Source organism: Burkholderia sp. A2, assembly GCF_001729305.1.
Classification (GTDB): domain Bacteria; phylum Pseudomonadota; class Gammaproteobacteria; order Burkholderiales; family Burkholderiaceae; genus Burkholderia; species Burkholderia sola.
In genome coordinates this window covers 71,153-94,176 of sequence record NZ_LZXX01000149.1, presented here as the reverse complement: position 1 = coordinate 94,176, position 23,024 = coordinate 71,153, and the positions used below count along the sequence as shown (strand labels likewise).

Annotated in this window: 20 protein-coding genes; 16 read left to right on the top strand and 4 right to left on the bottom strand. The window is 66.4% G+C overall.

What is annotated here, in order from left to right:
• Positions 1-40 precede the first annotated feature (40 nt).
• Together A9Z05_RS32005 and A9Z05_RS32000 are read left to right on the top strand one after the other, a co-directional pair.
• Complete coding sequence (locus A9Z05_RS32005; protein ID WP_069621562.1) at positions 41-2,110, top strand: pyridoxamine 5'-phosphate oxidase family protein; 2,070 nt, start codon at positions 41-43, stop codon at positions 2,108-2,110.
• Positions 2,111-2,160: 50 nt separating this feature from the next.
• Positions 2,161-2,640, top strand: coding sequence for a nuclear transport factor 2 family protein (locus A9Z05_RS32000; protein WP_058902375.1), 480 nt, complete (start codon positions 2,161-2,163; stop codon positions 2,638-2,640).
• An 89-nt stretch (positions 2,641-2,729) separates the two neighbouring features.
• On the opposite strand, the gene A9Z05_RS31995 is transcribed toward A9Z05_RS32000, so the two are convergent.
• Positions 2,730-3,635, bottom strand: coding sequence for a LysR family transcriptional regulator (locus A9Z05_RS31995; protein WP_069621561.1), 906 nt, complete (start codon positions 3,633-3,635; stop codon positions 2,730-2,732).
• A gap of 50 nt (positions 3,636-3,685) precedes the next feature.
• The gene (locus tag A9Z05_RS31990) at positions 3,686-4,666 is read right to left on the bottom strand and encodes an AraC family transcriptional regulator (RefSeq protein WP_256122150.1); all 981 of its coding nucleotides are present in this window, start codon (positions 4,664-4,666) and stop codon (positions 3,686-3,688) included.
• A 122-nt stretch (positions 4,667-4,788) separates the two neighbouring features.
• On the opposite strand from A9Z05_RS31990, the gene A9Z05_RS31985 reads away from it, so the two are divergent.
• On the top strand, positions 4,789-5,325 hold the full coding sequence (locus tag A9Z05_RS31985) for a carboxymuconolactone decarboxylase family protein (protein WP_058902372.1): 537 nt from the start codon (positions 4,789-4,791) through the stop codon (positions 5,323-5,325).
• Between the two features lie 203 nt (positions 5,326-5,528).
• Here A9Z05_RS31985 and A9Z05_RS31980 read toward each other — a convergent pair whose 3' ends face one another.
• Entirely contained in the window at positions 5,529-6,359 is an 831-nt protein-coding gene (locus tag A9Z05_RS31980) for an IclR family transcriptional regulator (RefSeq protein ID WP_069621559.1), read from the bottom strand.
• A gap of 113 nt (positions 6,360-6,472) precedes the next feature.
• Between A9Z05_RS31980 and A9Z05_RS31975 the strand changes: the two genes are divergently transcribed.
• Entirely contained in the window at positions 6,473-8,821 is a 2,349-nt protein-coding gene (locus tag A9Z05_RS31975; RefSeq protein ID WP_069621558.1) for a cytochrome P450/oxidoreductase, read from the top strand.
• Between the two features lie 67 nt (positions 8,822-8,888).
• Positions 8,889-10,223, top strand: coding sequence for an MFS transporter (locus A9Z05_RS31970; RefSeq protein ID WP_069621557.1), 1,335 nt, complete (start codon positions 8,889-8,891; stop codon positions 10,221-10,223).
• A gap of 118 nt (positions 10,224-10,341) precedes the next feature.
• Here A9Z05_RS31970 and A9Z05_RS31965 read toward each other — a convergent pair whose 3' ends face one another.
• Complete coding sequence (locus A9Z05_RS31965; protein ID WP_069621556.1) at positions 10,342-11,052, bottom strand: IclR family transcriptional regulator; 711 nt, start codon at positions 11,050-11,052, stop codon at positions 10,342-10,344.
• Between the two features lie 165 nt (positions 11,053-11,217).
• On the opposite strand from A9Z05_RS31965, the gene A9Z05_RS31960 reads away from it, so the two are divergent.
• From A9Z05_RS31960 to A9Z05_RS31910, 11 genes are all read left to right on the top strand, one after another.
• Positions 11,218-11,916 carry a methyltransferase gene (locus A9Z05_RS31960; protein WP_062885014.1) on the top strand — a complete coding sequence of 233 codons (699 nt, stop codon included), beginning with the start codon at positions 11,218-11,220 and terminating at the stop codon, positions 11,914-11,916.
• Positions 11,916-12,863 carry a hydroxyacid dehydrogenase gene (locus tag A9Z05_RS31955; RefSeq protein WP_069621555.1) on the top strand — a complete coding sequence of 316 codons (948 nt, stop codon included), beginning with the start codon at positions 11,916-11,918 and terminating at the stop codon, positions 12,861-12,863. The genes A9Z05_RS31960 and A9Z05_RS31955 overlap by 1 nt, the downstream gene beginning before the upstream one ends.
• 21 nt (positions 12,864-12,884) lie before the next feature.
• A complete protein-coding gene (locus A9Z05_RS31950; protein WP_069621554.1) occupies positions 12,885-13,814 on the top strand; it encodes an SMP-30/gluconolactonase/LRE family protein in 930 nt (309 codons plus the stop codon).
• Between the two features lie 91 nt (positions 13,815-13,905).
• Positions 13,906-15,285 carry an MFS transporter gene (locus A9Z05_RS31945; protein WP_069621553.1) on the top strand — a complete coding sequence of 460 codons (1,380 nt, stop codon included), beginning with the start codon at positions 13,906-13,908 and terminating at the stop codon, positions 15,283-15,285.
• A gap of 49 nt (positions 15,286-15,334) precedes the next feature.
• A complete protein-coding gene (locus A9Z05_RS31940; protein ID WP_069621552.1) occupies positions 15,335-16,486 on the top strand; it encodes a porin in 1,152 nt (383 codons plus the stop codon).
• A gap of 11 nt (positions 16,487-16,497) precedes the next feature.
• Complete coding sequence (locus A9Z05_RS31935; protein ID WP_069621551.1) at positions 16,498-17,544, top strand: amidohydrolase; 1,047 nt, start codon at positions 16,498-16,500, stop codon at positions 17,542-17,544.
• Positions 17,541-18,821, top strand: a complete 1,281-nt coding sequence (locus tag A9Z05_RS31930; protein WP_069621550.1) for an MFS transporter — start codon at positions 17,541-17,543, stop codon at positions 18,819-18,821. The genes A9Z05_RS31935 and A9Z05_RS31930 overlap by 4 nt, the downstream gene beginning before the upstream one ends.
• Positions 18,818-20,056, top strand: a complete 1,239-nt coding sequence (locus tag A9Z05_RS31925; RefSeq protein ID WP_069621549.1) for an MFS transporter — start codon at positions 18,818-18,820, stop codon at positions 20,054-20,056. The genes A9Z05_RS31930 and A9Z05_RS31925 overlap by 4 nt, the downstream gene beginning before the upstream one ends.
• 11 nt (positions 20,057-20,067) lie before the next feature.
• Entirely contained in the window at positions 20,068-21,390 is a 1,323-nt protein-coding gene (locus tag A9Z05_RS31920; RefSeq protein ID WP_069621548.1) for an MFS transporter, read from the top strand.
• A 2-nt stretch (positions 21,391-21,392) separates the two neighbouring features.
• Positions 21,393-22,325 (top strand): amidohydrolase, encoded by a 933-nt coding sequence (locus A9Z05_RS31915; protein WP_069621547.1) that lies wholly within the window; start codon positions 21,393-21,395, stop codon positions 22,323-22,325.
• Between the two features lie 177 nt (positions 22,326-22,502).
• Positions 22,503-22,898: a tautomerase gene (locus A9Z05_RS31910; RefSeq protein WP_069621546.1), complete on the top strand. Its 396-nt coding sequence runs from the start codon at positions 22,503-22,505 to the stop codon at positions 22,896-22,898.
• Positions 22,899-23,024: the final 126 nt, after the last annotated feature.

The window sequence follows — 23,024 nt, the reverse complement described above, 5'->3', positions numbered from 1 at the left end:
CCGAATGCGTCATGTGCAGAATCCGTCGAGGAGACACATCGTGAGCACGGTATCGAATGAAGCGAACTCGCCATGGCATCGGGGCGAACTCGAGCTGCAGGAAAAGACGGGCGTGATGCAGAAGATGGACAGCGTGGGACGGCGCTTCGTCAGGGACCACATGCCCGACCAGCATCGCGCGTTCTTCGCGCAGCTGCCTTTCGTCGTCGTCGGCGCGGTGGCCGACGACGCAGACGTATGGGCGACCTTCGCATTCGGCCAGCCCGGCTTCATGCAGTCGCCGAACGACAAACGCCTGCGCATCGACACCGTATTCGATCCGAACGATCCGGCTGCCGGCGGCACGCACGACGGCGCGGCGATCGGCCTGCTCGGCATCGAACTGCATACGCGGCGTCGCAATCGCCTGAACGGCATGATCCGTCGCGGCGAGACGCGCGCATTCGATCTCGACGTCGTGCAGAGCTTCGGCAACTGCCCGCAATACATCCAGTTGCGCGATTTCGCGTTCGTCCGCGAACCCGATACGTTCTCGGGAATCGCACCGGAGGAAAGCGATCGTCTCGACGATCGCGCCCGCGCGATCATCGCGGCTGCCGACACGCTGTTCGTTGCATCCTACGTCGGCGACGGCGCCGAGCGTCAGGTCGACGTTTCGCATCGCGGCGGCAAGGCCGGGTTCGTGCGTATCGGCGACGACGGCGTGCTGACGATCCCGGATTTCGCCGGCAACCTGTTCTTCGCGACGCTCGGCAATTTTCGGGTCAATCCGCGCGCGGGCATCGTGTTCGCCGACTTCGAAACCGGCGACGTGTTGCAGATGACCGGCGAAGCCGAAGTCGACCTCGATTCGCCCGAGATCGCCGCATTTCAGGGCGCGGAGCGACTGTGGCGTTTCAAGCCGCGCCGCGTCGTCTATCGCGCCGGCGCATTGCCGTTGCGCTGGACGTTCCGGGCGGAAGGCTGGTCGCCCAACTCGCTGATGACGGGCAGCTGGGACGAGGCCGCGAGCCGCCTGAGGGCCGCCGAACTGGCACGGGCGTGGCGTCCGTTCAGGGTCGCGAAAATCACCGACGAGAGCACGCTGATTCGCTCGTTCCAGCTCGAGCCTGCGGACGGCGCCGGATTGGTGCCGCACCTGGCGGGCCAGCACGTGCCGATTCGCGTGAACCTGTCGGAGGACGGCGATCCGCTCATTCGCACCTATACGGTGTCGAGCGCGCCGTCGGACGGTGTGTATCGCATCAGCGTGAAGCGGGAAGGGCGCGTGTCGTCGCATCTGCATGACGGGGTGCAGGTCGGTGACCGCATCGACGTCCGGGCACCCGCCGGGCAATTCACGATCGATGCGCTCGAGCGCCGTCCTGCCGTGTTGCTGGCGGCCGGTGTCGGGGTGACGCCGATGCTGGCGATGCTGCGTCACATCGTCTACGAAGGCGCGCGCAAGCGCGGCACGCGCAAGACCTGGTTCTTTCACGCCGCACGCTCCGTGAAGGAGCGCGCGTTCGGCGACGAGATCGGCGAGCTCGCGTCGGCGGCGAACGGCGCGGTGAACGTGGTGCGCGTCCTGTCGGACGCGACCGGCGCGCGCGAGGGCGACGAGTTCGACGTCGTCGGCCGCATCGATGCGAACCTGCTGCGCGCCACGCTGCCGTTCGACGACTACGACTTCTATCTGTGCGGACCGTCGGGCTTCATGCAAGCGGTCTATGACGGGCTTCGCGACCTGAACGTGGCGGACCACCGAATCCACGCGGAGTCGTTCGGTCCTTCCGGGCTCAAGCGTCGAGTCGATTCGGGCGCGAGTACCCCGCTGCGTGCGCCAGCGGATACGCCGACACCCGTCGCGTTCGTCAAGTCGGGCAAGGAAGCGCGCTGGCAGCCGGGCAGCGGCTCGCTGCTGGACCTGGCCGAGGCGCGCGGCCTGACGCCCGAATACGGGTGCCGCGGAGGCAGTTGCGGCACCTGCCGCACCCGGATTATCGAAGGCGCTGTGACGTATCCGGTCGCGCCGGAATTCAAGGTACCGGACGACGAAGCGCTGATCTGCTGCGCGGTGCCCGCGCATCGCGAATCGGGCGGCGGCGACCGTCTGCTGCTCGACGTGTGATTCAGAACCCTCGTCGCCCGGCGACGATTCCCAACGAAAGGAGTTTGATCATGAAAGACGTCAACGTTGTTCGCCCGCCGGTTCCACCATTCTCGCTGGAGACGGCGATCGAGAAAGTGCGGCTCGCGGAAGACGGGTGGAACACGCGCAATCCGGAGCAGGTTTCGCTCGCGTACAGCGTCGACAGCGTGTGGCGCAACCGCGCCGAATTCGCGACAGGCCGTCCGGCGATCGTTGCGCTGCTCACACGCAAGTGGCAGCGCGAACTCGACTACCGGCTCATCAAGGCGTTGTGGGCGTACGGCGGCAACCGGATTGCCGTACGCTTCGCCTACGAGTGGCATGACGACGCGCAGAACTGGTATCGCTCGTACGGCAACGAGAACTGGGAATTCGGTGACGATGGCCTCATGCATCACCGCCATGCGTGCATCAACGATCTGCCGATCGCCGAGGCCGACCGGAAGTTCTTCTGGCCGCTCGGGCGCAGGCCCGACGATCATCCGGGCCTGAGCGATCTCGGTCTGTAAGGCCTGCTTGCATACGGAACGCGACGCCCGATACGCGTGCCGGTCGGGACGGTTCCGCCGCTTGCGCCGTGCCGACTCGCCGGTGTCGGCTATGCAGACCACATCGGCGCCTGGGCTCTCAGCCTTTCGACGCAGAGATCGATGAACGCGCGCGCTTTCCGGTTCGCGTACCTGCCCTCGCGATGCACGACATGAACCGGAAGCGGCGCAAGTTCGTGTTCGGCCAGCAGCACGCACAGCGTGCCTTGCGCGAGTTCGTCGACCACCTGATAGGACAGCAGGCGCACGATGCCGAGACCAGCCGTTGCCGCGGCAATCGCGGAATCGTTCGTCGTGGTGAGCAGGCGCGGCTGGATGGGGACGGTGAGCGTCTTGTCCCGCGCGCGGAAGCGCCATTCTGGCGCGGGCGTAATGCCCGTCGCCTGAATCGTGACGTGAGCCGCGAGATCGTCCGGATGCTGCGGCGCGCCGTGCGCACCGAGATAAGCGGGAGAAGCGCACAGTACGCGGCGTACCTTGCCGACCGCGATCGCCTGCAGCGACGAGTTCGGCAGCTCGCCGATGCGCACGGCAACGTCGGCGCCTTCATCGACGAGATTGACGACGCGGTCCAGAAACCAGCAGTTGAGATTGACGAAAGGATGCTGCTCCAGATACTCGAGCGCGATCGGCGTCACGTAGCTCTTGCCGAACAGCACGGGCGCAGTGACGGTGAGCTGGCCGCGTGGCGTATTGCCGGTGCCGGTGGCGGAAAGCTCGGCCGCGTCGATGTCCGCCAGAATGCGCCGGCAGTCTTCGTAAAACGACGCGCCCGCATCGGTGATGCGGACCACGCGCGTTGTCCGCGTCAACAGCCGCACGCCCAGATATTCCTCGAGTTCCGTCATCACGCGGCTGATCACCGACGGCGATACGTTCAGCTTGCGCGCCGCCGATGCGAACCCTTCCGTCTCGACCACCGTGACGAAGGTGGTCATGGCCTGGAGCCTGTCCATGTATGAAAGATATCCGGGTGAAGTGAACGTGGCCTCGCGCGCATCGTGCGTCAGGATGAACGCGCTTCCGGCTCCGCGACTCTCGACGATCGCATGCGCCACTTCGCCGGCGTCATGCCTACCTGCCGTTTGAACACCCGCTGGAACGCGGCCTCGGATCGATATCCGACCGATTCGCCGATCTCGGCGACCGACATTGTCGTTTGCGCGAGCTTGCGCCCGGCAAGCGCCATGCGGATTTCAGTCAGGACATCGGTTGCCGAGCGGCTGATCGCCTCGTCGAAGTGGCGTGCGAACGTCGCGCGCGACATGTGGCAGCGCTCGGCCAGCCGGGCCAGCGTCCAGGGCTTTTCCGGCTCGTCGAACATGGCCGCGAGCGCCGGCTGCAGCCGATGACGTTGTGCCAGTGCAAGCAGCCCGCGCGGCGCTTGGCCTGCGTCGGACGCACTGCGCAGGGTCAACGCGAACAGCGCGCCGGACAGATGATCCACGACCGCGGCGCTGCCGGCGCGTTGCTCCAGCGCTTCCTCGCGCATCAACTCGATGACCCGCGCGAGCCGCGTGGCTGCAAACGCGGCGTCGCGCGTCTGTTCGTCCCCCGCCGTTACGCTGCTCACGAGCAGACGTCGAGGCAGATGGTCGCGCAGCAACTGCTGCGGGACGGCAGGCAGCACGAAGCGCCCGCACAGCACGTCGGTGCTTGCATTGGCGCTGCCGTTCGTCGCAACGGTCAGGCCGTTCCTGTGCCGCTCGCGCGCCGCGCGCGGCGCCTCGCCGCTGCCGTCGTGCAGCCGATGGGCGCTGCCGGACGGAAACACCACGATGTCGCCCGCCTTCATCCGGAGCGTCGGTTCGTCTTCTCCGTCCGGCTCGCACTCGACGACGGCCTCGCCGCGCAACAGGATGTGATAGGGGAGTTCCCACTCGCTCGACTCGGGATGGTCGATGCGCCACGGCGACCCGAAGTGGCACCGCACGTCAAGTCGCCCCGTGACCGGCATCATCGACAGCAATCGGTCGAGCATTTCCATATGAGACGTTTGAGCATGGAGTTGCGGCAGTATGGCATTAAAGAAACGGTCGCGCATCCCTACACTGACTCCCATGCCATACGACATGGCTAACCGTTCAACCATGAAGCAAGGAGTCGATCATGTCCCGTCTCACCACCATTCGCCCTGAAGAGGCAACCGGCGCGGCCGCTGAAGTGTTCGCGAAGATCAAGAAGGCCGTCGGCAAGGTGCCCAACGCATACGCAACCATCGGCACGCAAAGCCCCGAAGCGCTCGGCGCGGCGCTGGCGTTCGATGCGGCGGTCGCGGCGAGCACGCTCGGCAAGGCCGATATCGAAGTGATCAAGCTGGCGGTCAGCGAATACGCGGGATGTGATTACTGTGTCGCCGCTCACACGCTGATGGGCAAGCTGGCAGGCCTGACGAGCGATCAGATGAAGCAGGTGCGCGCGGGTGCGGCAACCGGCGACGCCGCGCGCGACGCGCTGGTCGCGTATGTCCGTACGCTCGTCGGTACGCACGGCACGGTCCCCGTCGCGGTCGTCGATGCGGTGCGCGCAGCGGGCTATACGGAACGCCAGCTCATCGAGATCAATCTCGCCATCGCGTCGATCACGTTCACGAACCTCGTCAATCGCGTGAACGATACGACGCTCGATTTTCCGGCCGTGGCGTAACGGCGCGGCAGATCGGGGCCGCCTTTACCGAACCTGCGGATCAACGGCGCAATCCGCATCCGCGAATGTCGGTAACGCCAGCGCGATGGGGCAGCAACTTGCTGCTGCACCATCGCGCTGGCGCCTGACGCTGCGTCACCGCGCAATTCGCCGCGCATGTATCGCGGACAGGAAGCCGCCGTCTGCGTCGATACGCTGACGCACTACCGGCCGTCGGGATCGGTCGTGTACCCGAGCTCGCCGCTGATCAGCCCGGCCTCGTGGCGCAGTGCCGTCGCGACCGGCCCGTCGATCGACGCGTCGAAGCCGCCGGTCGCGCCCAACGCGGTGATCGCCGCGCACATATGTCCGTTCGCATCGAATAGCGGCGCCGACACGGCGCTGATGCCCTTCAGGTTCGTGTCGCAGACGGTCGCGAGGCCGGCCGCGCGAATCTCGCGCTGCAATTTACCGACCGGATCGCGTCGATCGAGCTGGGCGCGCAACTCGGCCGGCGCCGCCGCGAGTTCGTCTGCCGCTAGCTGTCGCACACGCGGCTCGTCGAGCAGCGCGAGGAACAGCCGCCCGGTTGCGGACCATAGCAACGACATCACCGAGCCGGCGCGCACATTGACCGTGACCGGCAGGCCGGGCTCTTCGAAGCGCATGATCGTCGGCCCGCGGTTGCCCATGATCGCGACGAAGCACGTTACTTCCAGGCGCTCGCGCAGGCGCACGAGCGACGGTTCGGCGAGCCGTATCGGATCGGCCATCCGGATCGCCGCGAGCCCGATCGAGATGCACTGGGGCCCGAGCACGTATTGCTGGGTGGCGCGCTCCTGCGTGACGAACGATTCCTCCATCAGGCTCGCCAGATAGCGGTGAACCTTCGCGGGATTCTCGTCGAGCCGCGCCGCGAGCGCGGTCAGCGTGGCGCGGCCGCCGCACGCGGCGAGTTCCTTCAGCACGAGCAGGCCGGTCGACGCGGACTGGACGCGTTGCCTGCGGTCGCGCTCGGGCGGCGCGGTCTTCTTCGTTCTGGCGATTTTTTCCATAAGCCCGATTCTAGCCGGACGACCGGCGGCGCCCGGCCGCCAAGGTTTACCCCAGTCGTTTGATTACGCATTGCGTATTAGATTTACGCAAAATCATAGCACGGGAGCGAATCATGTCCGTCACGGAGCGCCACGCGTCATCGTCGAAATGTCCGTTTCATCCTGCGCCGGCCGCGGCGACCGCGCCGAACGGCTGTCCGGTGAGCGCCGCCGCAGCCGCGTTCGACCCGTTCGACGACGGCTACCAGCAGGATCCGCCCGAGTACGTGCGCTGGGCGCGCGAGCAGGAGCCCGTGTTCTACAGCCCCAAACTCGGCTACTGGGTCGTCACGCGCTACGACGACATCAAGGCGATCTTTCGCGACAACATCACGTTCAGCCCGTCGATCGCATTGGAGAAGATCACGCCCACCGGGCCCGACGCGAACGCGGTGCTCGCGTCGTACGGCTTTGCGCTGAACCGCACGCTCGTCAACGAGGACGAGCCCGCGCACATGCCGCGCCGCCGCGCGCTGCTCGACCCGTTCACGCCCGACGCGCTGAAGCATCACGAACCGATGGTGCGCCGGCTCGCGCGCGAATACGTGGACCGCTTCATCGACGACGGTCGAGCGGATCTGGTCGACCAGATGCTGTGGGAAGTGCCGCTCACGGTCGCGCTGCACTTTCTCGGCGTGCCCGAAGAGGACATGGACACGCTGCGCGAATACTCGATCGCGCACACGATCAACACGTGGGGGCGTCCGAAACCGGAGGAGCAGGTGGCGGTCGCGCATGCGGTCGGCAAGTTCTGGCAGTTCGCGGGCAAGGTGCTCGACAAGATGCGCGAGAATCCGTCCGGGCCCGGCTGGATGCAGTACGGGATCCGCAAGCAGAAGGAACTGCCGGACGTGATCACCGATTCGTATCTGCATTCGATGATGATGGCGGGCATCGTCGCCGCGCACGAGACGACCGCGAACGCGACGGCGAACGCGATGAAGCTGCTGCTGCAGCATCCCGACGCGTGGCGCGACATCTGCGAGGATCCGTCGCTGATCCCGAATGCGGTCGAGGAGTGCCTGCGGCACAACGGCTCGGTCGCCGCATGGCGACGGCTCGCGACGAAGGACGTGACGATTGGCGGCATCGACATTCCGGCGGGCTCGAAGCTGCTGATCGTCACGTCGTCCGCGAATCACGACGAAGCGCACTTCGCGGACGCCGACCTGTTCGACATCCGCCGCGAGAACGCGAACGATCAGCTGACGTTCGGCTATGGATCGCATCAGTGCATGGGCAAGAATCTCGCACGCATGGAGATGCAGGTCTTCCTCGACGAGTTCACGCGCCGCCTGCCGCACATGAAGCTTGCCGAGCAGCGCTTCACGTATGTGCCGAACACGTCGTTCCGCGGCCCCGAACACCTGTACGTCGAATGGGATCCTGCGCTGAATCCCGAGCGCCGCGACCCGTCGGTGCTGCGCCCGCGCGCGGCGGTGCGCATCGGCGAGCCGTCGTCGCACGCGGTGAGCCGCGCGGTCACGGTCGAACGCGTGTCGATGTGCGCGGATCGCATCGCCCACATCCGGCTCGTGTCCGCCGACGGCCGCCCGCTGCCGCGCTGGACGCCCGGCGCGCATATCGACGTGATCTGCGGCGATACCGGCATCACGCGCCAGTATTCGCTGTGCGGCGATCCGGCCGAGCGCGACGCGTATGAGATCGCGGTATTGCACGACGCGCAGAGTCGCGGCGGATCGGCGTGGGTGCATGCGAATCTGCGCGCCGGCGATGGGCTGAAGATTCGCGGCGCGCGCAATCACTTCCGCTTCGCCGCCGACGCCGACAAGGCCATCTTCGTCGCGGGCGGCATCGGCATCACGCCGATCAGTGCGATGGCGCGCGAAGCGAAGGCGCGCGGCATCGATTACGAAATCCACTACAGCGGTTCGCGACGCGCGTCGATGGCGATGCTCGACACGCTCGCCGCGCTGCATGGGGAGCGTCTGCACGTGTACGTGTCGGAAGAAGGCTCGCGTAACGACTTTCGCGCGCTGTTCGCGCAGCCGGCCGACGACACGCACATCTACGCGTGCGGCCCCGCACGGATGCTCGATGCACTCGAAGCGAGCTGCGCGCACTGGCCGCGCGATGCGCTGCGGGTCGAGCATTTCGTGTCGACGAAGGCGGCGCTCGATCCGTCGAAGGAGCGGCCGTTCGAAGTCGAACTGAAGGATTCGGGCATCACGCTGACGGTCTCGGCGAACCAGACCGTGCTCGACGCGTTGCAGCACGCGAACATCGACGTGCAGAGCGACTGCCGCGAAGGGCTGTGCGGATCGTGCGAAGTCCGCGTGCTGGCCGGTCGAGTCGATCATCGCGACAGCGTGCTCACGCGCGCGGAGCGCGACGCGCACGACCGGATGATGACCTGCTGTTCGCGCGCGTGCGGCGGCGAGCGGCTCGTTCTCGAGCTTTGAGCGCGCGGTGGCGCCGCGGCGCCGTTCGCCCCGCTATCAACCACAAAAAATACCGGAGACATGTGCGATGAAAAAGCGTGCCAACCTGATGTTCGCCTGCACCGTCGGCACCACGCTCGAGTGGTACGACTTCTTCGCGTTCGCCGCGTGTGCGGTGCTCGTGTTCGACAAGCAGTTCTTCGTCGTCGGCAATCCGCTCGCGGCCACGCTGCTCGCGCTCGCGACGTTCGCGGTCGGCTTCGTCGCGCGGCCGCTCGGCGGCATCGTGTTCGGGATGATCGGCGACCGCATCGGCCGCCGCAAGACGCTCGTCGTCAGTCTGCTGATGATGGGCATCAGCACGTTCTGCGTCGGCCTGCTGCCGACCTATGCGTCGATCGGCATCGCGGCGCCGCTGCTGCTCGTGCTGCTGCGGATCGTGCAGGGGATCGCGGTCGGCGGCGAGGCGACCGGTGCGATCCTGATGATCGCCGAATCGATGCCCGCCACGCAGCGCGGCTTCTGGACCAGCTTCACGATGTTCGCGGGCCCGCTCGCGAACGTGCTGACCGCGCTCGTGATCGGGCTGGTGCAGCGGTTCTACGGCGATGCCGCATTCGTCGACTGGGCGTGGCGGATCCCGTTCTTCGTCTCCGCGCTGCTCGTGATCGTCGGTTTCTGGACGCGTCGGCGCGTCGAGGAATCGGCGGCGTTCGCCGAGCTGGCCGCCGCGCATCGGACGGTCGAGCGCGCGTCGCTGCGCGAAACGTGTGCGGGCAACTGGCGGCAGATGGTGCGTGCGTTCTTCGTGAAAGCCGCGGAAAACACGTTCCTGTATCTGTTCTCGACGTTCGCGCTCGGACTCGCGACCGGCTATCTGCACTTCAGCCGGCCGCAGGCGCTGTCCGCGCTGATGTGGGCGTCGGCGATCGAGGTCGTCATCATCCTGATCGCCGCGCACGTGTCGGACCGGGTCGGACGGCGCCCGGTGCTGATCGCCGGCTTGCTCGGCGCGGCGGTCGCCGGTTGCTCGTTGTTCACGTTGTCGCCCGGCAGCGATTATGCGCATCTGCAACTCGCGTTGATCGCGTGCCTGGCCTGCCACGGCATCATTCTCGGACCGATGGCCGCGTACATGGCCGAACTGTTTCCGACGCGTGTGCGCTTTACCGCATTGTCGACCAGCTATCAGCTCGCATCGGTGCTCGGCGGCTCGATCGCCCCGATCGTCGGCACGCTGCTCGTCAGCTATACGGGCTCGGCGATCTTCGTCGCGGGTTACGCGATGCTGATGGCGCTCCCAGCGTTCGTCGCGGTGATCGCGTCGCGAGAATCGCGCGGCGAGGACTTCGAGTCACGGTCGATGTCCGCCGGCCATGCGGTTGTGCGGACGAACGATCGGCCGCGCTCGACGCATGCATAAAGAACGGCGGCCGCGTCATGCGGGCGAAGAAGCGGGTTGCGCGCGTGCCGGCTCGACCGGTCCGTACTAGCCCTGTTACGGCTCGCCGAGTTGAACCCGGCCTTTGCCGAAGCGGCGATCAGGTGCCGTAGACGTTCTCGCAGAGCGCGACACTCGCGCCCAGCTTCCGCGATAGATCGGCGGCCGCATCCAGTTGCGGTCGATCCAGCTCGCCCGACTCGTGCGCGACGCTGAGGCGAGACGCAGGACCGGAAAGCGTCAGCGCCGCCATGAACTTGTCGCCGGCGCCGAAGACCGGCACCGCGAACGCCGCCGTGTGCACGTCGCGCGCACCCGCGGTGAAGAGGGGCAGTGCAGGCGGCTTGTCGTAGATCGGCTCGCCGAGCCCCCAGAAGCGGATCACGTGACTGATGGCCGTGTCGTCGAGCGGCAGCATCGTCCCGGCGAGCCGGGTTTCACGTAGACCTTCGGACGGCTCGACGCGAAACAGGCAGAGCCGCTGCCCGTGGTCGTGCACGTAGTACGATGCGCTTTCCTTCGTCAACGCGGCCAGCGCATGCAGCGCCGGTTCCACCACCGTGGACAGATGGAAGGACTGCTCGTACAGCTTGCCGAGGTACAGCACGCGATGTCCGAGCGAATAGTTGCCGGATTGCGCGCGCACGACATACCCCATTCGCTCCAGCGAATTCATCAGCCGATAGACCGTCGTCTTGTGCATGCCGGATGCCTGCGACAGCATCGTGAGCGACTGCGATTCGGCGCCGGGCTTGAAGCAGTCCAGCAGCGAAAGCGCCTTTTCCACGGCAACGACCCCGTCGTTTCCCATTCCTTCTCTCCCGTCGTCATTCATTCGGAATTGTACAGAGTAAAACGATGGTTTACCACGTAAAAGGGTAAACGCCAGTGCCTTCACGCGCGTCCTCTGGCTATAGTGGTTTCACTGCGTACACCAACGTTGTACAGAGTACAACGCACAACCCGAGGTCGAAACATGAGCAAGCCATCCGTCAGTACTTCTCCGATCAATCGCGACATCGAACGCGTGTCGCCCGAACTCGTTCAGGCGGCCGCGCGCTACCAGGCCGCGATCCTGGCCGACGTCGCGGGCCGCCGTGGCACGGTGCATGGCCGCGTGCGGCCGTTGTCGCCGAAGATGAAGGTCGCCGGCCCCGCGGTCACGGTCGAAGTCCGTCCGGGCGACAACCTTGCGATCCATGCGGCGCTCGCCGTCGCGAAGCCGGGCGACGTCGTCGTGGTCGACGGCAAGGGCGACATCTCGTGCGCGTTGCTCGGCGAAATCATGGCGGCGCAGGCGAAGGCGACCGGCATCGCCGGTATCGTCATCGACGGCGCGGTGCGCGACGCGCACGAACTGGCCAACGGCGACTATCCGATCTTCGCGGCCGGCCTCAATCCGTGCGGCCCGACCAAGAGCGTCGCGGGGCGCGTGAATGCGCCGATCTCGCTGGGCGGCACGACGGTGAATCCGGGCGATCTGGTGGTCGGCGACGCCGACGGCGTCGTCGTCATTGCGCGCGCCGACGTCGCGCGCATCGTCGATCTCGCGCAGAAAAAGCTCGACTTCGAAACCGCGCGTATCGCGGCGATCCACAAGGGCGACCTTCGCCCGGGCTGGATCGAGAAGGAGTTGCGCGCAGCCGGCATGCTGGCAGAAGGCGAGGCACTGTGATGCAGGCCGCTTCGCACAAGCCCGTGGTCCTCGTGACCGCCGCCGACCTGGCGCCGCAGGCGCTCGAGATGCTTGCGCAGTTCGACGTCGTGTTCGCCGGCAAGCAACCGGCCGAAGACGACATCGTGGCGCTCTGCACCCGGCACAAGCCGGTCGCGATCATCGTCCGGTACGGCAAGGTCAACGCCCGCATCATGGATGCGGCCGAAAATCTGCAGGTGATTTCGAAGCACGGCAGCGGGATCGACGTGATCGATCAGGCCGCCGCCGCCGCGCGCGGCATCGCGGTGCGCGCCGCGGTCGGCGCGAATGCGGCCGCCGTCGCCGAGCACACATGGGCGCTGCTGCTCGCGTGTGCGAAGTCGGTTCCGCAGCTCGATAGGCGCATGCGCGAAGGCCATTGGGACAAGTCGACGCACAAGTCCGTCGAACTCGACGGGCGCACGCTCGGCCTCGTCGGACTCGGCGCGATCGGCCGGCGCGTGGCCGCGATCGGCGCGGCGTTCGGCATGAAGGTGCTCGCGTTCGATCCGTTCGCGAAGGAAGCGCCGGCCGGTGTGACGCTGGTACCGCTCGACACGCTGTACGCGGAGTCGGACGTCGTGTCGCTGCATTGTCCGTTGACGGCCGACAACCGCCGGATGCTCGACCGAGACGCGCTCGCGCGTTTCAAGCGCGGCGCGATGCTCGTCAATACCGCACGCGGCGGCCTGATCGACGAAGCCGCGCTTGTCGAGGCACTGGCAAGCGGCCGGTTGAGCGCAGCCGGCCTCGACAGCTTCGACGTCGAGCCGATGACGGCGCCGCACCCGTTCCAGCAGATTCCCAACGTGATTCTGTCTCCGCATATCGGCGGCGTGAGCGATGCCGCGTACGTGAACATGGGCAAGGGTGCGGCCGCCAACGTTCTCGCGGTGCTGGACGAACGCGCGCACAGCGCGGCTTGAACCCCGAACATCGAGGTACGCATGTTTTATCTGACGAGTCCCGACGTGCGCGAAGCCGACGTGTTCACGCGCATGCCGGAGAAGTTTCGCAAGCCGGACGTCCGCACGGAATGGGCGCGCGCGAATCGCGGCGGCATGGTCACGGATTCCTTTCTCGAAGGGCCGGTGTGGGATCCGGACGGCTATCTGTTCGTCACCGACATTCCGCACGGGCGCATCTTCCGCATTTCGCCGTCGGGCGACTGGGATCTCGTCGTCGAATACGACGGCGAGCCCAACGGGATGAAGCGTTTCGACGCATCGCACCTGATCATCACCGACTACCGGAACGGCCTGATGCTGCTCGATATCGAGCGCGGTGAAGTTCGCTCTTATCTCGAGCGCCGCAACACCGAGCGCTTCAAGGGCGTGAACGATCTGACGTTCGACTCGGCCGGCAATATCTACTTCACCGATCAAGGGCAGACCGGGCTGCACGATCCGACGGGCCGTGTGTATCGGCTGTCGCCCGACGGCAAGCTCGACATGCTGCTCGGCACCTGCCCGAGCCCGAACGGGCTCGTGCTGTCGCGCGACGAGAAGGTGCTGTTCGTCGCGATGACGCGCGGCAATGCCGTGTGGCGCATGCCGCTGCAGACCGACGGATCGGTCACCAAGGTCAGCCAGTTCTTCACGTCCTACGGACCGAGCGGTCCCGACGGCCTCACCGTCGATCTCGAAGGCCGCCTGTTCGTCGCGAATCCGGGGCTCGGCCGCGTATGGGTGCTCAACCACTGCGCGGAGCCCGTCGAGATCCTGACCGGGCCGAAGGGGGCGTCGCTCACGAGCGTGTGCTTCGGCGGCCCGGACATGAAGACGCTCTTCATCACCGAATCGACGTCCGGTTCCGTGCTGAAAGCGGACATGCGCATTGCCGGCCCGCTGCCGAAGCAGGCCGCGAAGCAGGACTGAGACCCACGAGCCGAGCCGGGAAGCCGCACGTCGGCCTCCCGCCCGTATGCCGAAAGATCGCGCCGCCAGCCGCGCGACGAAGGAGACAAGCATGACCATTTCGCACGCGCTGCATGCCGGCGACGACGTACCGCGCGCCGATGCGTCATCGGCGGAGCGCCTGGCCGCCGACGATTACGCGGCCAGCGAGCGCACGCTCGCGAAGGCGTTCCGGCGCATTCTGCCGTTCATCTTCGTCTGCTACGTGATCAGCTATCTCGACAGGACCAACGTCGGTTTTGCCGCGCTCACGATGAACAAGGATCTCGGTCTCACGGCCGAGCAGTTCGGCTTCGGCGCCGGCCTGTTCTTCATCGGCTATTTCCTGTTCGAGATTCCGAGCAACCTGATCATGCAGAAGGTCGGGGCGCGTGTATGGATCGCGAGAATCATGATCACGTGGGGCGTGTTCTCGATGGCGACGGCGTTCGTCGTCGGCCCGAAGAGCTTTGCGGCCGCGCGTTTTCTGCTCGGGCTCGCCGAGGCAGGGTTCACGCCCGGCATCTACCTGTATTTCACGCACTGGTTTCCCGGCAAGTGGCGCGCGAAGGTGACGGCCGCCTTCCTCGTCGGCATCCCCGTCGCGAACATGATCGGCTCGCCGATTTCCGGTGCGCTGCTCGAACTCGGCGGCCTGCACGGGCTGCGCAGCTGGCAGTGGCTGCTGCTGATCGAAGGCGTACCGGCCGTCATGCTCGGCATCGCGTGCCTGTTCGTGCTGGCCGACCGTCCCGAGAAAGCCGCGTGGCTCAGTGACGAAGAGAAGGCGTCGCTCGCGAAGCGCCTCGCGTTCGAGCAGCGCGACATCGGCGCCAGGCACGGCAGCAAACTGCGCGACGCGATGACGAACTGGCGCGTGTTCGTGCTCGCGTTCGTCAACTTCTGCGGGATCGTCGGCTCGCTCGGCGTCGGCTTGTGGATGCCGCAGATCATCAAGCAGTTCGGCGTCGAACACGCGGTGGTCGGCTGGCTGACGGCCATTCCGTACGCGATCGGCGCCGGTGCGATGCTCTGGTGGGCGCGTCTCGCCAATCGCGCGGCCAACCGCATCCCGTATGTCGCCGGTGCACTGGCACTCGCCGCGGCGGCGTTGTGTGCGAGCGCCTTCATTCATGCGCCGGTTTTCAAGCTGATCGCACTGTGCGTCACGGTGAGCGGGATCCTCGCGTTCCAGGCGACTTACTGGGCCATCCCGTCGGGATTCCTCACCGGCCGGGCCGCCGCGGGCGGACTCGCGCTGATCGTGTCGGTCGGCAATCTCGGCGGCTTCGTCGGGCCGTCGCTGATCGGCGCGCTCCGGCAATTCTCCGGCGGCTTCACCGCGCCGCTCATCGCCGTGTCGGGTGTGCTGTTGCTCGGCGCGTTGACCATCGTGTGGCTCGGCGATCCGGGCTCGGGCGCCGGCGAAGCGCCTGCCGCCCGCGAGTCGTGAACTTTCTCTCGCCAGAAAACCCACCCACAAAAATCAGTTTGGAGACTCCATGTTGTCGAATCCGGCCACCCTGCATACCCGCCCGAAACCCCGCCTTGCGCTCGGGGCCGTCACCGTCGCGAGCGCGGCCTTGTGGTGCGGCGCCGCGCATGCGCAAAGCAGCGTCACGCTGTACGGCATTGCCGACGTCGGTATCGAGCACATCAACAACACGAGTACCGGCGGCGCGCAGACGCGCGAAGCGTCGGGCAATCTGTCCGGTTCGCGCTGGGGGCTGAAGGGCGTCGAGGATCTCGGCGGCGGCATGAAGGCCATGTTGCAGCTGGAAGACGGCTTCAACATCAACGACGGCACGACCGCGCAGTCGACGAAAGGCCTCGGCTCGAATGCCGCCACGACGTCGCGGATTTTCGGCCGGCAGGCGTGGGTCGGGCTGGCGTACCGGGGCCAGCAACTGACGTTTGGCCGCCAGAATTCGCTCTTCTACGAACAGGCCGTGGCCTTCGACCCGATGGGCGCGTCGTCGCGATACTCGGTGCTGTCGGTCGACTACGCGGCGGCCGCGCGTATCGACAATTCGGCGAAGTACACCGGCGTGTTCGGTCCGCTGACGGCGCAGGCCATGTATAGCACCCGCTACGACACCGGGTACGGCGCCGAAGTGCCGGGCGCGCAACTCACCGGCCGCTTCTTCAGCGGGGCGCTGACTTTCGCGCAAGGACCGCTCGCCGCGAGCGTGTCGTACGAGCAGCGCAACAGCAACACCGTCGCGACCAACACGGGCACCGAGCGTCGCGCGACGGCCGCCGCGTCGTATGCGATCGGACCGGTGAAGGGCTTCGCCGGTTATCGCTATCTCCATGCGTCGAACGCGTTCCTGCCGGCGAACCCGATCCATGTCGCGAATGGCGCCGAAGCCAGCGCGGCGAACTTGTACTGGGCCGGCGCGCAGTACGCGGTGTCGCCGGCGTTCGTGGTCACGGCCACGGCCTATTACCAGGACGTGCATTCGACGAGTGCCGATCCGTGGCTGGCCGTGCTCTGTGCGGACTATCTGCTGTCGAAGCGTACCGATATCTACGCGACGGCGGGTTTCGCGCGCAACAAGGGCGGCTCCGCGCTCGGCGTGAACGGCTATGGCACGGTCGCACCCGATCACAACCAGACGGGCGTGGTGATCGGCATGCGCCAGAAGTTCTGACGGTGAGTGCGATGCAGACCGTTCACGCGCCCCATCTGCCTGTCAGGCCCGAGTGGCTCGCATTGCGCGACGAGCCGGTGCTCGAACCCGCGCTTGCCATCGTCGACGCCCATCATCACCTGTGGGACCGCCAGACGGGCCGCTATCTCGCGGACGAGTTCGGCGCAGACGTGCGCAGCGGACATCGGGTCGTGTCGACGGTCTACGTGCAGTGTCGCTCGATGTTGCGTGCAAGCGGGCCGGACGCGTTCAAGCCGGTGGGCGAAGTGGAATTCGCGAATGGCATCGCCGCGATGTTCGAAAGCGGCGCATACGGCCCCGTGCGGTGCTGCGCGGCCATCGTCGGCGGCGCCGATCTGTCGGTCGGCGCCGAACTCGATGCGGTGCTCGACATGATGCTCCGGGTGTCCGGCGGGCGATTGCGCGGGATCCGCAATCCGCTCGCGTGGCATGCGAGCCCCGACGTGCGATCGAGCCCGGTGACGCCGCCGCGCGACCGGATGTCGGATCCGGCTTTCCGGCAGGGTGTGACGACGCTCGCTCGCTATGGACTGTCGCTCGACGCTTGGGTCTATCACACGCAACTCGACGACCTGTACGAACTCGCGCGCGCATGTGAGGGCGTCACCATCGTCATCGACCATTTCGGCGGTCCGGTCGGCGTGGGTCCGCATGCCGGCCGGCGTGCGGAAGTGCATGCGCAATGGAAACGACAACTTGCGCGTCTCGCCGCGCTGCCGAACATGCGCATGAAGCTCGGCGGCGCGGGCATGACCGTATTCGGCTTCGACTTCGCCGCGCGCGACCTGCCGCCGTCGTCGCAGGCGTTGGCGGCGGCGTGGCAGCCGTATTTCGATACCTGCGTCGAATGCTTTGGCGTTGATCGCTGCATGTTCGAAAGCAACTTCCCCGTCGACAAGGGGATGTTCGGCTATCGCGTGCTGTGGAACGCCTTCAAACGACTCGCATCGTCGATGTCGGCCGATGAAAAGGCCGCGCTGTTCAGCCGGACGGCCGCCTCGACGTATCGCATCGCGAATCCCGGAGACAACCCGTGAAGACGAGTGCAACCGTGGCGACGCAGGACGTGGAGTCCGCAGCCGCTGAAAAAGGGTTCACGCACGTGACCGGTATCGAGTGGCGTTCGCTGTCGCTCGCGGGGCTCGGCTGGACGTTCGAGAGCTACGACTCGTTCCTGCTGTCGCTGCTGCTGCCGACGCTCGCGCTGCAGTTCGGGCTGAGCAAGGCGCAGCTCGGCATGTTCACGAGCGTCACGGCGGCCGGACAGATCATCGGCGGCATTCTGTTCGGCTTCGTGTCGGACCGGATCGGGCGCGTGCGTACCGCGCTGCTCTGCGTCGGCATCTACTCGCTGTTCTCCGGCCTGATCGCGTTTGCGCCCGACGCGCACTCGTTTGCCGCACTGCGCTTTTTCGGCGCGCTCGGCATGGGCGGAACCTGGACCGCCGGCGCCGCGCTCATCGCGGAGACCTGGCACCCGAGCCGGCGCGGCAAAGGCGGCGCGCTGATGCAGATGGGCTTGCCGATCGGCGCGATCCTCGCGATCGTGATCTCGGGCATCGTCGGCGCGGTGCATGGCGGACTGGGCGGCGACAGCTGGCGTCTGCTGTTCCTGATCGGTGCATCGCCGTTCTTCATCCTGTTCTGGGTCGCGCGCAAGACGCCGGAATCGCCGATCTGGCTCGAACGCCGGCACGCGAAGTCGCAGGCCCGCAAGCTCGACACCGCGAGTCACGAGAAGCTGAACGTGCGCGGCCTGCTTACCGCTTTCTGCTTCATCTTCTTTTTGCAATACCTGTACTGGGGCGTATTCACGTGGACGCCGACGTTCCTCATCATGGTGAAGCACCTCGATTTCGTGCATAGCCTGAAATTCGTGCTGGCGCTGCAGTTCGGCGCGATCGCCGGATTCCTGCTGTTCTCGGCATGGGTCGACCGCATCGGCCGGCGTCCGATGTTCCTGGCCTACCTGCTGGTCGGTGCGCTGGCCGTCGGCGTGTACATCGTGTCGGCGAATCCGTTGCTGCTGATGACCGCCATCTTTCTGACCGGCTTCAGCGTGAACGGCATCTTCGCGGGCGCCGGCCCGTTCCTCGCGGAGATCATCGGCAACACGGCATCGCGCGGCTTCTTCATGGGCCTCGCATACAACGGCGGCCGGCTTGGCGGCTTCATCGCGCCGCTGATCATCGGTGCGCTGGCGTCGACGTCGGGCGGCTTCGTGCTCGGACTCGCGACGACGATCGTCGCGTTCCTCGCCGCGGCCGCGGTCGTGCTGTTCGCGCCCGAAACGCGCGGGAAGACGTTGTCATGAACGTCGCCACGCAAGCGGGGTGGGTGAGCCGGCTGTTTCCCGCGCTGACCGAGGCATCGCTGCGGCGCTATCTGAGCGGGCAGGTCGCGTCGGTGCTTGGCAGCTGGACGCAGAACGTCACGCTCAATCTGCTGATCTATCACCTGTCCGGCTCGGCGGCGATCCTCGCGCTGCTCAATTTCCTGCTGTACGGGCCGCAGTTGATCGTCGCGCCGGTGGCGGGCTCCCGCATCGGCTCGGCCAACGCGCGCCGCGTGACGCTATGCGTGCTGACCGCGTCGCTGCTGCTGACGGGCAGCCTCTTCACGTTGTCGCTGCTCGGCCTGCTCGGCGTGAAGCTGATCCTCGCGCATGCGCTGGCGATCGGCGTGTCGAGCGCGGTGGAAACGCCGGCGCGGCAGGTGCTGCTGCTGACGAGCCTGCAGGATGCGACGCACACCTCCAATGCGGTCGCGATGAACACGATGGTCTACAACGTCGGGCGCATGGTCGGCCCGACCATCGCGGGATTCGTTTATCCGACGCTCGGCCCCCGGACATCTTTTGCGATTTATGCGCTCGCGCTGTGCTTCATGGCGGCATGCGTGCGGTCGATCCGGGTTGCGTCGGTGGACCGCCCGTCGCGCGCGGAAAGCGGCCTGCGCGACGCGGTCGGCTATGTGCTGTCCGATGCGTTCTCGGCCCGCTATCTGCCGATTCTCGCGTGCATCGGCCTGTTCGCCGGCAGCTACCAGACGCTCGTGCCGCTGCTCGCGGACCAGGGCTTTCACGATGCGGCGCGCTTTACCGGCGTGTTCTTCGCGTGCGCCGGCGCCGGTTCGTTGAGCGCGGCGGTGTTGCTGTCGTCGGCGTTCGGGCCGCGCGCGTCGCGCCGGTTCATCGCGTATGCGCCGTGGACGGCGGTCGGCGCGCTGGCCGTGCTGGCCGCGACGACCGATGCGGCGGGATCGATTCCGGCGTTCTATGCGCTCGGCTTCAGCCTCACGTTCGCGGCCACGTCGACGAACGCGACGATTCAGCGGCAGTGTCCGGAACACGTGCGCGGCGGGCTCGTCGGGATGTACGGCATGGCCTACAACGGCACGATGCCGTTCGGTTATCTGCTCGTGGGCAGCGCATCCGAGGCGCTCGGCGTGCGACACACCTTCGCCGCCATGGCCGCCGTGCTCGCGTGCGGCGTCGTGGCGGTCATCGCGTGGCAACGGTTCACCATTACGCGCGTAGGCGCACAATAAACGGAGACAACATGCAAACCGGTTTCATGGACGCGTCCGCGATCGAGCGCCGGACCATACGAAAGGTCGTCTGGCGACTCATTCCCTTTTTGATGATCTGCTACCTGCTTGCCTTCATCGATCGGGGCAACGTGGGAATGGCGTCGCTGCAGATGAACCATGACCTCGGGATGTCGGCGCAGGTCTTCGGTTTCGGCAGCAGCCTGTTCTTCATTTCGTACTTCTTTTGCGAAGTGCCGAGCAATCTCGCGCTGCAGAAATACGGCGCGCGAATCTGGATCGCGCGAATCATGATCACGTGGGGCATCGTGTCGGCGGCGACCGCGCTCGTGCACAACGCGACGACGTTCTACGTGCTGCGTTTCCTGCTGGGTGCGGCCGAGGCCGGCTTTTTCCCGGGCGTGCTGCTTTATCTGTCGTACTGGATTCCTACGCAGTATCGTGCGCGGATCGTCGCGACGTTCATGGTCGCGATTCCGGCCGCGAGCTTCATCGGCTCGCCGATCTCCGCGCTGCTGTTGCAGATGGACGGCCTCTGGGGCCTGCGCGGATGGCACTGGCTGTTCATCCTCGAAGGCATTCCGACCGTGCTGCTCGGCATCGCGTGCCTGTTCGTGCTGACGAACAAGCCGGACGACGCGAGGTGGCTCGACGACGACGAGCGCGCATGGCTCTCGAGCGCGCTGGCCGCCGGCCACAAGGCGCGCAAGAAGGTGCCGTCGCTGCCGCTCACGCAACTGTTCCGCAACCGCTACGTGCTGTGCCTCGCGCTCGTCGACACGTGTGCTTCCGCGGCAGGCAGCACGCTGTCCGTGTGGCAGCCGCAACTGCTCAAGTCGTTCGGCCTGACCGTCATGGAGACCGGCCTGCTGAATTCGGTGCCGTACGCAGTGGCTTCCGTCCTGATGGTGTACTGGGGCCGGCGCTCGGACCGTGTCGGCGAACGGCGCTGGCACACCGTCGTGCCGATGCTGCTGATCGGCGTGGGCCTGTTCGCGACGTCGCTGAGCGGATCGCTGCTGCCGACGGTCTGCATGCTCTGCGCAGTGCTGGTCGGCGCGTATTCGTTCAAGGGTCCGTTCTGGGCGCTCGCGACCGACATGCTGTCCAACAGCACCGTGGCGGCCGGGCTCGCGACGGTCAATGCGATCGCGAACCTGCTCGGCGGCGGGCTGATGGTGAACGTGTACGGGTGGGTGAAGGCGGCGACGGGCAGCTACGCGCTGGCGTTGATGCCGCTCGCGATCCTCACGCTCGTGAGCGTCGCGACGCTGCTGCTGCTCACGCGCAATCATTCGGCCGGCAAGCTGGTCGGCAAGACGGGGACCATCTGATCATGGCGCGCATCGCGAGACGCGAATTCCTCAGGATCGCCGGCGCGACGCTGGCTTCGGCTGCATTGCCGAGGCTGGCCGCTGCCGACGAAACGTGGTCGAGCGGCACCGAGCGGCCGGCGTTCCGATTGCCCGAAGGGGCGATCGACTGTCACATGCACGTCTACGACGACCGGTTTCCGGTCGCGCCGGGCACGACGCTGCGCCCGCCGAATGCGACCGTCGCGCAATATCGGCGCGTGCAGACGCGTATCGGTGCGAAGCGCAACGTGGTCGTGACGCCGTCGACGTACGGGACGGACAACCGCTGCACGCTGGCGGCGCTCGCGCAGTTCGGCGACGACGCGCGCGGCGTGGCCGTCGTCGACGGCACCGTGAGCGACGACGAACTTCGGGCGCTCGATCGCGGCGGCATCCGTGCGATCCGGTTCAACCTGAGCTATCCGGGCGCGACGACGCTCGACATGCTGGCGCCGCTCGCCGCGCGTATCGCGGACCTCGGCTGGCATATCGAACTGGTGGTGCAGGGCGCGCGGCTGCCGGAGCTCGAGCGTCATCTTGCGGTGCTGCCTTGTCCGCTCGTCATCGACCATATCGCGCATGTGCCGCAGCCCGGCGGACTGTCGTCGGCCGCGTTTCGCACCGCGCAACGCCTCGTCGAAAAGGGCCATACGTGGATCACGTTGTCGGGGCCGTACGTCGACAGCAAGACGGGCGCGCCTGCCTACGACGACGTCGCGCCGGTCGCGAAGGCGCTGATCGACATGGCGCCGGAACGCATGCTGTGGGGCACCGACTGGCCGCACCCGACGCAGAAGACGGACAAGCCGGACGACGCAAGCATGCTGGACGTGATCGCCGGGTGGATCGGGCGTCCGGACTGGCAGCAGCGGATATTCGTCAGCAACCCTGCGAAGTTGTACGGATTTGCATAGCGCGGGGAGGATGTCGCGCGACTCCTCCGCGAACAGGTGTCGTTTTTGAACCGGTGTCCAGAATCATTGCTTATTCGACATTGTGAGGGCGGCGAGCCGGATGCCAGAATCGGCTGGCGGCATCTGAACAGGCCGATGCCGCACGCGTTCGATCAATCACCCGGAATCCTGAATACCATGCCCTATCTGCAACTGGACGTGAACGACCACTATTCGGTGGAAACCAAGCAAGCGCTCGCCGCCAAAATGAGCGAGACCTATGCGCGGATGATGTCGGTCGATATTCGGCGTATCAGCGTCGCGATCCGCGAACTGGGGCAAGGCGCTGTCTGGCGTATTGCCGAGGCCGGCGAAGCGCCTGTCCCGGTCGCGGTGATGATGCTGGATATCCGACGGGGGCGCCCGCCCGAACAGCGCATGGAAGTGGCGCAGGCACTCTGTGCGCATTGCGTGGAGATTCTCGGCTTGCGTGAGGATCGGCTCAATGTCGAATTCACGCAGCATTCCGGCGATGAAATGTACCACCCGGCGCTTGGCGGCTATAGCCCGGAGTGGGCTCCCGGCGAGCAGTAGATTTTCCGCCTGGACAGCGCGCGGCTGGCAGCCTCGGCACGTCGTTGACGGGGCCCCACTCGTCATGCGCGATGGACGAAGCGAGCGCTCATGGTTTGAGCCAGCAAGACTGCGCGGTACCTGTCC